At 55.6% G+C, this 9973-nt stretch carries 5 protein-coding genes; 4 read left to right on the forward strand and 1 reads right to left on the reverse strand.

All coding sequences use genetic code 11. From position 1 onward, the window contains the following. Window positions 1-386 (reverse strand): glycosyltransferase (locus KK078_RS29890; protein WP_394370602.1); only part of this gene is annotated, 386 nt, incomplete at its 3' end. Between the two features lie 436 nt (window positions 387-822). Here KK078_RS29890 and KK078_RS29895 point away from each other — a divergent pair. The 4 genes from KK078_RS29895 to KK078_RS29910 all read left to right on the forward strand — a co-directional run bounded on the left by KK078_RS29895 (window position 823) and on the right by KK078_RS29910 (window position 9689). Further along, on the forward strand, window positions 823-2421 hold the full coding sequence (locus tag KK078_RS29895; RefSeq protein ID WP_254094624.1) for a DUF6377 domain-containing protein: 1599 nt from the start codon (window positions 823-825) through the stop codon (window positions 2419-2421). 575 nt (window positions 2422-2996) lie between these two features. Beyond that, complete coding sequence (locus KK078_RS29900; protein ID WP_254094626.1) at window positions 2997-4997, forward strand: glycoside hydrolase family 97 protein; 2001 nt, start codon at window positions 2997-2999, stop codon at window positions 4995-4997. A gap of 39 nt (window positions 4998-5036) precedes the next feature. Then, window positions 5037-8132: a SusC/RagA family TonB-linked outer membrane protein gene (locus KK078_RS29905; protein WP_254094628.1), complete on the forward strand. Its 3096-nt coding sequence runs from the start codon at window positions 5037-5039 to the stop codon at window positions 8130-8132. Window positions 8133-8144: 12 nt separating this feature from the next. Continuing rightward, window positions 8145-9689, forward strand: a complete 1545-nt coding sequence (locus KK078_RS29910; protein ID WP_254094630.1) for a RagB/SusD family nutrient uptake outer membrane protein — start codon at window positions 8145-8147, stop codon at window positions 9687-9689. Window positions 9690-9973: the final 284 nt, after the last annotated feature.

Consider the following 9973-nt stretch of genomic DNA (forward strand, 5'->3'; position numbering starts at 1 on the left):
ATATCATAGCGCGCTTCGTCCACACAGTGGAGCGCTGCGTGCAGCGACCGGGCCTTCGAGCTCACCGCGAAGCTTACCTCGATCACGTTGACGCGCAAGGCACGCAGGTCCCGGAGGGTATCCGGGTGCATGGAGTCGGCAATCACAAAGACATCAAAGTCGGCCGCGGGGTACGGATGGCTGATGGCTGCCCGGGCGGTGTCGAGAATGATCGTGTCTTCTTTATAACAGGGAATGAATACCGCCACCTTTCGCTTGGAAGGGAAAACGGTGTAATCGGGCTCCTTCCGCACGCCATTGGCAATTGCAATAACGACGAAGTACAAAGTGCAAACGCTGAGGTATAAAAATATACCCAGTACGGCATAAGACAGTACGGTTAACATATACGGTAAGATTAAAGTCGAATCCCTCGAAATACCCACCCGCTCTTCTTCGGTAAAAGCTAATGTTTACTACCGGCAACGTTGTAAGACGCGGTGATGTATTGTATGATGAATATACTGATTGACTATGTATATGTAAAATATATTTTAGCAAAATGGTATAAATATTTTTTATATACCCGAATAATCCGGCAAGTTTCCCCAATAAGTATATATTTCATAGGTGCATCTGGTGCGAGTCTCAGCCCCCGCCGCATGCGGCCGGTCTCCGGACTGACGTCGTGATACGATCATCGTGAATAGTATATACGTCCACCACCATTACCGCTTATGTCACATTGCTGTTCCCGAAATCGTCCTCGGTAACGATAAAATTCTTATTTTAACATCTTGGACCTGATAAGATCGAATGGAGATGACCTGCCGGCTGTTGCCCTTGCTTTTTTTACTACTGGGACTGTCAATAACCCATGCCGAAACGCCCGTTTCGGAAGCGCTGAACGACCTGGACCAGGTATTGGCCGACCGCGACCGGTACATCCGGCAAAAGAAAGCCCGTATTGACGCCCTCATGACCGAAAAGCGGCACACCCGTCCGGAAGACCTCTTTTTTTTATACGACCGCATTTACAGCGAATACAAGACGTTCATCTACGACTCGGCCTTCACCTATGCACGCAACATGCAGCACGAGGCCTACCGGTCAAACGATCCCACCCGCGTAGCCTATGCCCGCATCAAGCTGGCGTTTATCCTGCTGTCGTCGGGTATGTTCAACGAGGCCCTCGATACCCTGCACGCCATACGCGAACGGCATTTGCCCGACACCATTCACACCGAGCTGTATGCTGTCCTCGCGCGCACCTACTACGACCTGGTGGACTTCAACCGCGACCAATACTTCACCGAGCGTTACACCCAGCTCGGCAACCAGTACGTGGACTCCGCCCTGCACTACATCGGCTCCCGCTCCGGCGAGTATCTGCACTTGCGCTCCATGAAGCATCTGCGCATGAACAATTTCCAGGCGGCCTCCGCCGATCTCGAACGCATGCTTTCCGCCTTCACCCTCACCGATGCCTCCCTCGCCATCGCGGCCAGCACCCTGGGCTACATCTACCAGCAGCAGGGCCGTATCGAAGATGCCAAGCTGATGCTCATCCGGGCGTCGATGGCCGACAACCGGTCGTCCACCAAAGAAACCCTCGCGATCCTCAACCTCGCCGAGCTCTTATATAAAGACGGCGACGTGGCACGCGCGTATGCTTACGTCAAGCACGCCATGGACGACGCGAACTTCTACGGCGCGCGCCACCGCAAGATCCAGGTGGCGGCGATCTTCCCCATCATCGAAGGCAACAAGCTCGACACCGTAGACCGTCAGCGCAAGCTGCTGTTTGCGTATGCGCTGGTGATCACCGCCCTCTCGGTGATCACCGTCATCTTCGCCGTCATTATCTACAAACAGTTCAAGAAGATTCAGGAGGCGGACAAGAGCATCAAAGAAGCAAACGCCAGCTTGCAGGAATCGAACACGCTGCTGCAGGAGGTCAATAGCCACCTGATGGAAGCGAACAAGATAAAAGAAGAGTACATCGGCTTCTATTTTAATATCAACTCGGAGTATCTCGTTAAGATCGAAGCGTTCAAGCAGGCGATCGACAATAAGCTGATGGCGAAGAAATACGACGACATCCGGTTCGTGGTGAACAACATCAACTTGAAGAAAGAACGGGAGGAGCTCTATTTCAGCTTTGACAAAGTCTTCCTGAAGCTCTTTCCGGATTTTGTGACAACGTTCAATTCTTTCTTCAAAGAGGAAGATCGCATCGTGTTGAAGGAAGGACAGCTGTTGAATACCGAGTTGCGGATCTTTGCCTTGATTCGCATGGGGATTCACGACACCGAGAAGATTGCGAAGATCCTGGATTACTCTATTAACACGATCTATAACTACAAAGCCCGCGTAAAGAGTAAGTCGTTGGTGCCCAACGAAGAGTTCGAACGCCGCATCATGCAGATCGAAGCGATTTAATCTGCAGCGAGGTCCCGGCTGCCAGCTGGCCGATCGGCGCTAAACTTACGCCAGCTGGCGCAAGGTATGCCTCTGGCGCAAGTTTTAGCGCGCAGCGCGGAATCCCGATGGCTATCGGGAGTGCCTATACTGTCGCCAGTTTGCAGCTGGCGGGCAGTCAGCGAGACCCAGCGCCTCGCGCATGTCTTCCGAACCGACTTCTAACCACAACGCCTCCCCCTACCAACCAGGATTACCCGTATCAAAGCCCTACTAAAGCCCTACTAAAGCCGTACTAAAGCCCTATCAAATTCCTGTCAGACTAACCCCTAAAAACCTCGCAAGGGTACCCGCCAGTCAGAAGAACCGGCCCTCCAGGCCGCAAATTCCCTTATACTCCATTTATATTTTCCGGCGCTCGTATATTTTTCAACTACCTGTCCACTAACACCTTACCCGCATACCTATCAAAATATAACTTACATTTTCACTGGGAAAATTCTTCCCGCGGTAGGAGAGGCCGTGCTTTGTTACGCAATCGATAGCAATACGTTTTACATCGTTTGCAAAACAAACACTCTGTCTACCCATACCGTATGAAGCTCTTTTTTGCTCCGCTCGCAGCCCTGCTGCTCGTCACCGGTCTCGCAACCGGCAAAGGCAAAGTTCAGCCCGCCGAAGTCATGTCGCCCAACCGCAACTTGCAGGTACGGCTACAGGTCAGCGACGGTGTCGCAACGTATACCGTCCACCGCAATGAGCAGCTGATCGTAGCTCCCTCGCGGCTCGGCTTTGTATTAAAGGATCAGCCCGCCCTGCACGGTGACTTTGCCATTGCCGATGTAAAAAAGAGCTCTTTTGACGAGACCTGGATCCAGCCGTGGGGCGAGGTAAAAACCATTCGCAACCACTACAACGCCCTTACGGTAACGCTCCGGGAAAAAGGTGGCTTGAAGCGTACCGTGCGGGTGGAGTTCCGCGTGTATGACGACGGCCTCGGCTTCCGCTACGACATCCCCCGGCAGGAAAAGCTCACCGACTTTGTGATCCTGGACGAGCTCACCGAATTTGCCCTGGCCCAAGACCTGGATGCCTGGTGGATCCCGGCCAATCATACCGACATCGACTCGGAATGCCTGTTTCAGAAAAATAAGATCAGCGAGCTGCGCGAAGCGGTGCATACGCCGCTGACGATGGAAGGGCCGAGGCTGGCCATCAGCATTCACGAAGCTGCGTTGATCGACTACGCCTCCATGACGCTGGCGCGTCAATCCAACCATGTATTGAAAGCCGATCTCGTCGCGTGGGCCGACGGTGACCGCGTAAAGACCCGTGCGCCCATGACCACACCGTGGCGTACGTTGCAGATCGCCGAGAAGCCCGGCGACCTGGTAACGTCTTACCTCATTCTCAACCTGAACGAGCCCAACAAGCTCGGCGATGTGTCGTGGATCAAGCCCGGTAAATACAACGGTATGTGGTGGGGCATGCACATGAAGAAATATACCTGGGAGGGCGGTCCCAACCACGGTGCCACGACCGCGAACATGAAGACGCTTATCGACTTCGCGGCCAGGCATAAACTGTCGGCGGTATTGGCCGAAGGCTGGAACGAAGGTTGGGAAGGCGACTGGACAGTTGAAGGAAAATTCAATTTCACCAAACCTTACCCGGACTATGACATCGATGCCATCAGTGCGTATGCCAAAGCGCGTAACATCGGGTTGATCGCGCACCACGAAACCGGCGGTAATGTTCGTAACTACGAAGATCAGCTCGAAGATGCCTTCAAATTCTGCGCACAGCATGACATCCACCGCCTCAAGACCGGCTATGTAAACAAACGGCCCGCCGGCGAACGCCACCAGGGCCAGTTCATGGTGCGCCACTACCACAAGGTAATGGAAACGGCCGCGCGCTATAAGGTCATGATCGACGTGCACGAGCCGGTAAAAGATACCGGCCTGCGCCGCACCTATCCCAACATGATGACGCGCGAAGGCGCGCGGGGTACGGAGTATGAAGCGTGGAGCGATGGCAACCCGCCGTCACACCCCACGATCCTGCCCTTTACCCGTTGCCTGGGCGGTCCGTTGGACTATACCCCGGGCATCTTCGACATCCGCTTCAAGACGACGGGGGCATTCCGCGTGCACACCACACTGGCCAAGCAGCTGGCGCTGTATGTCGTGATCTATAGCCCGATGCAAATGGCCGCCGATCTGCCGGAAAACTATGAAGGCAACCCCGCGCTCAAGTTTATTGAAGATGTGCCCGCCGACTGGGAAGAGACCCGCGTGCCGCAGGCAGTCATCGGTGAATACGTCACCACGGTGCGCAAAGACCGTAACAGCAATGACTGGTACATCGGCTCGATCACTAACGAGCAAGCCCGTACCCTGGACGTGCCGTTGAGCTTCCTCACGCCCGGCAAGAAATATGAAGCCGAAATATACCAGGACGGAGCGAATGCCGACTGGGACACCAACCCGCTGCCGCTCGACATCGTGCGCCAGGCGGTAGACACCGGCACCGTGCTCAAGCTCAGGCTCGCCGCGGGCGGTGGCGCCGCGGTGCGCCTGCACGAAATGCCCTGACTGGTCTCAACCGCTTACGCCTAACCGAACCCTATCCCTATGAAAAGAATTTTACGGTATACCATAAGCCTTGCAACCATCCCCTGGATGCTGCTGATGCTCTTGCCGGGGCACCAGGCCGCCGCGCAGCAACGCAGCGTCTCCGGCCGGGTCACCAACGGCCAAAACGAACCGATACCCGGTGTCAGCGTCTACCAACGCGGCACGACCAACGGTACGATGAGTGACGCCGACGGACGCTATACGCTCGATGCGGCCGACTCGTCTGTGATCGTCTTTAGCGCCATCGGCTATTTGCGCGAAGAGATTGCTGTAAAAGGACAACGCACGATCCAGGTGACGCTAACGGAGGACATCATCGGGCTGGAAGAAGTTGTAGTGGTGGGGTATGGCGAACAGAAACGTTCCAATGTATCGGGCGCCGTGGCGACGGTGGAAGTGGCCGCGATGCAAAACAAAACACAGCTCCGCATCGATCAGGCCTTGCAAGGCATGGTGGCGGGGGTGACCGTGGCGCGCAACGGCGGGGCGCCCGGCGACAAGCCGACCATTCACATTCGCGGGGTAGGATCGATCTCGAACACCGACCCGCTCTGGATCGTCGACGGCGTGCGCATGGACGTCGGCAATCAATTTGATGCCGACGATGTCGAGTCGATCGAGATCCTGAAAGATGCCGCCGCCTCGGCGATCTACGGGGCCAAGGCTGCGCACGGCGTGATCATCGTTACGACCAAACGCGGCAAGGGCGCGTTGCAGGTGGTGGCCAAAAGCTCCATCAGCAAACGACAGGCCATCAACCTGCCCACGCTGCTCGGCAGCGCTGACTTTGTGAAGTACGCGCGGGAAGCGCGCATCAATGCCGGCCGCACACCGGACGCGTCGTGGGACAACTACGAAGCCGATACCGATTGGATCAAGGAATTTTATAACGGCAGCGGCGTGCTGCAATCATATGACCTGGCCATCTCGAAAGGCGACGACAACTCCAGCTTCTACCTGGCGTTTGGTCACGACAGCGAAAAAGGCATCCTGATCGACAATGCCTTTAAGCGTTACAGCATTCGCCTGAATTCCGATCTCAAGCTGATGCCCTGGCTTACGCTGGGGGAAAGCATGCTGCTGTCGCGCGTCGAAGAAAACCCGGTGAGCAACTTCGACGAGAACTACAACGGCGGCATACCGTACCGTTCGATCCCCATCATGCCCGTTCGCGATCCTGAAAATCAATGGGGCGGCTGGGGACGCGGGCCGGTGTATTTCCAGGGACCAAACCCCGTCGCGACACAGTATCAGCAGCACGAGCTGCGCAAGTCGAACCGTGTTGACGGAAATCTATACCTCGATGCACGACCGTTAAAAGGTTTACAGGTACGTGCGGCATTGGGGATAAATTATCTTGGTTATCTGGCCGATAAGTTCGACGAAGCCTTTAGCTATGGTTCGTTTAGCAACACGATCGCTTCGCTTACATACGGCACCGCCAACGATCTGGCGCTGACCGGCAACATGGTTGCGACCTACAACAAAAGCATGGGCCGGCACAACGTACAGGTCATGGGCGGATACGAAGCCTATAAATACGACGGCCAGCATTTTAATGCGATCGGCATGAACTTTCCGGTGGATGTAGCGCGAAGCCTCAACCTGACCGGCGGGGCCATCAACATCACCGACCGCCAGACGATCGCCCGTGCCCGGCAGCTCTCACAGTTCGGGCGCGTGAGCTATAACTTTGACGAACGTTACCTGCTGGAAATAAATGTGCGCCGCGATGCGTCGGCACCCAAGTTCGGGCCGACCAATATCTGGGGGGTGTTCCCTTCGGTTTCCGCCGGCTGGCGCATCTCGCAAGAGCGCTTCTTCCAAAATGTTCCCTTCATTACCAACCTGAAGCTGCGCGGCAGCGTGGGCAAGCTGGGCTCCGACAACATCGACAGCTTTATTTATCTGAAGACGTATACTTCTCAGTTCTCGAGCTACGCATTTGACAAAGAAGGCAAGAACAAAGTCGTAGGGTATTATATCAGCCGGCTGCCGAACAAAAATGTGAAGTGGGAGGAGGTGAATATGAAAAATATCGCCATCGACCTGAACGCCTTTTCCAACCGCCTGGCGTTGAGTGTAGACTACTACATCAAAGACACAAAAGACCTGTTATACGGTGTGCCCATTCCGCCGTCGGTCGGGATAGCCACACACAACTTCGATCCTGTCAATCCGGCGATCAACATCGGCACCATGCGTAACACGGGTGTCGACATCGACCTGGGTTATAAACACCCCATCCGGAAGTTTGAGCTGAGCCTGAACAGCAACGTGTCGTTCATGAAGAACGAGATGAAGACCCTGCGGGGCGACGAATATATCACAGGCGGCAGCGCGGGCTTGCAGATGGGCGGCATGACGCGTACGCAGGCAGGACATCCCATCTCCAGCTTTTACGGCTATGTCGTACGGCAAATGCTGAACTCCGCGGCAGATGTATATGCCATCAACACCTACGCCGATGACGGACTGTACCAGGAGGCGGGCACCGGCCCCGGTGACTTTATGTATAAAGACATCAGCGGCCCCAACGATAAGCCCGACGGCGAAGTAACGGCAGAGTACGATCGCGTGTATCTCGGCAACCCGTGGCCGAAGATGACCTATGCTTTCAATATCGGTGTTTCCTACAACCGGCTGGTAGATCTCTCGTTGCAGTTTCAGGGTGTGCAAGGCGTCGACATCTTTAACGCCAGCAAGGCCTATACACGCAACTTCTTTGGCGACAACAACACGACCACCGACATCTACGAAGCCTGGACGCCCGAGCGTCACACCAACAACCCGCGCAATATCGCCAGTGATCCCAATGGTAACTTCAGCCGTCCGTCGTCCTATTTCGTAGAGGACGGCTCGTACCTCAAGCTGCGCAACATTCAGCTCGGCTTCAACGTACCGGCACAGCTGCTCACACGCCTGAAACTGCGAAAGGTACGCGCCTATGTCAATGCCAACAACATCCTGACCTTTACCCGCTACAGCGGCATGGACCCCGAAGTGGCCGGCTCCAACCTGGCCCGCGGTGTGGACTATGGCCGTTACCCCATGGTGCGTACGTATGGCGGCGGACTGGAAGTACAATTCTAACCCGGACCAACGATGAAAACACGATCCTATATCCTGATCCTTACGCTGGCCGCCATACTCCTCGGCAGTTGCTCGGATAGCTTCCTCGACGTCGAAAACGAAAACGAGCTGAGCGCGGATAACTTCTACAGCCGCGTGTCGAATTTCGACCTGGCGCTGAATGGTACCTACGACGCCGTGAAGAACCTCGACCTGTTCGGTCAGACGTTTTATATCCAGACGCTGCTGGCGTTGCCGCACGAGTCTGACTACTGGAACGCCCAGAACCGGAACGAAGTAACGTCGACCGATGGCAATGTATACATTGCCTGGCGCGGCTTTTACCGCATCGTGGCCCGCGCCAACGACATTCTCGAAAACGCACCCATCTTCGCCGCCAGGGGTCTGACGACCGATCAGACCAAACGGCTGAACGAGATCGTAGCCGAGACCCATTTCCTGCGTGCCTTCGCATACTTCCACATGGTACGCCTGTGGGGTGAAGCCTCGTACGCCGACGACAGCACGCGATTGGCCGTACCGTTGATCCTGACGGTGGCCGAGTCGCGCGACGACGTCATGAATCCCCGGGCCTCCGTCGGGAAGGTGTACCAGCAGATCGTTGCCGATATGAAAGCGGCGGAAGCCGGCCTGCCGGCCCAATGGGATGATAACAACATCGCCCGCATCTCCCAATATGGCGTCAAAGCATTTCTCGGGCAGGTATATCTCTACATGGAAGATTATAGCCATGCCAGAGCCTACTTCGAGGAGGTGCTCGCCAACCCCCGTTATGCGCTGGTGCCCTTCAAGCAGTATGACGGCCTCTTTCAAGGCAAAGAAGAATTTAGCGAAGAGTCGCTGTGGGAGATCAACTATAGTGTAGACATGCAACAGAATATTTGGGAGAACGGCCTCGGTTCCGGCATCGCGCTGGTGATCGCTGCTCCCGGCCGGGGCTGGAGCAACTGCACCCCGCACGGCGTAAACATTGCCCGCTTTGGCAGTGACCCGCGGCTGAAGATCTGTACCTATGCGCCCACGGACTCTGCAGCCGACGTCGAAGGCAAGATGAAGCCGGTCGGATCCAGTGACTTTAACTATACCGGTCACAGCTTCCGGAAGTATTCGCCAAAGGACTACTCGGTCATCGCCACCAACCGCAATAGCGGCACCAACTACCACATGATGCGCCTGGCCGATGTATACCTGATGTACGCCGAAGTAATGAACCACGAAAACCAGAACACTGTGGCCGCCGAGTACATGAACAAGGTCCGCCGCCGCGCCTACAACGCCGACCCCGACACGCCCACACCGTCCGTGGACTACACCGGCCTGGCCGGCACACAGCTCCGCGACTCCATCCGCGAAGAACGTTTCCGCGAGCTCTTCGCCGAAGGCCACCGCTGGTACGACATCGTCCGATGGAAGATCGTACAGGAAGAGGTACTGAAGTACAACGACAAACGCATCACCGGCGGCGAGATCGTATACCAGGACAAAGACTACTACTACCCGGTTCCACTAGCCGAAGTAGACAACAACAAAGCCGTCGTACCCAGCACAGGTTATTAGTTGGAGGGGAGTAGAGGCGAAGCCGCTACACGTGGCACCTGGCGCGAGTCTTCCGACCGGAGGGAGGGCGACTCGTGCCGACCATTGCCCCGGTCTCCAGACCGGCGAAGAAAATTAAAAGGCCACAGGTCAAACAGAAATGAAAAAAAGATATACGTCAGCAGTGATATTTTTCGTGATCACCCTCACGATCCTACTCTCCTGCGCTTCCGACGACACCCAACCCAACACCGGCCCTAAACCCGTTACCAAAACCACCCCCACAAAAGTATACATGCACTACA

The organism is Dawidia soli (assembly GCF_018598185.1).
Taxonomy (GTDB): domain Bacteria; phylum Bacteroidota; class Bacteroidia; order Cytophagales; family Cyclobacteriaceae; genus Ohtaekwangia; species Ohtaekwangia soli.